The sequence below is a fragment of the Vibrio sp. 1402 genome, from assembly GCF_033340275.1.
Window position 1 is genome coordinate 1 of the sequence record NZ_JAWOWE010000514.1, and the last position, 573, is coordinate 573.

The window sequence follows — 573 nt, forward strand, 5'->3', positions numbered from 1 at the left end:
TTCACCTGCACGAGCAGCTTCGATGGCTGCATTCAGCGCAAGTAAATTGGTGCTTTCCGCGATACCACTGATCATATCGACCATTTCACGAATCTGCTTAACACGCTGGTCTAGTTCTAACATTGATTGTTCATTCATATCCAAAGAGCTTTCTAACGATTCCAACCGCTTGCGGTTTTGTTCGACAACTTGGACACCTTTTTCGGTATGTCGTGTAGCAAGTAATGAATCTTCTGACGAAGCATTCGTTATTGTCGCAATTTCACGTATGGACGCCTCTAGCTGAGTAATCGTAGTCACCATGCTCGCTAACGCTTCGTTTTGCGTCGTTAGACCTTCATTGGTTTGCTCAGCTGCATCGTGGCTGATTTCTGCGGTTTGATAAAGCGTCTCACAATTACGTGTAACCGTTTGGATAGAGTCGTGTGTTGAATCGATCACCTGATTCAATTTGCGTGCGACCTCTTTTAACTCAAAGGGGCCCATCTCATCTGCTTTGGCACGAAAATCGTGGTCAGTTAATGCGGATAAACGTACCAGCACATTCTTCAAGCCTCGGTTTGTCCACGTTTT

1 protein-coding gene is annotated in these 573 nt (G+C 45.4%); it reads right to left on the minus strand.

The window, feature by feature from the left end; genetic code table 11:
* A partial coding sequence (locus R7044_RS26990; RefSeq protein ID WP_225456202.1) for a methyl-accepting chemotaxis protein occupies window positions 1-573 on the minus strand: 573 nt, incomplete at both ends.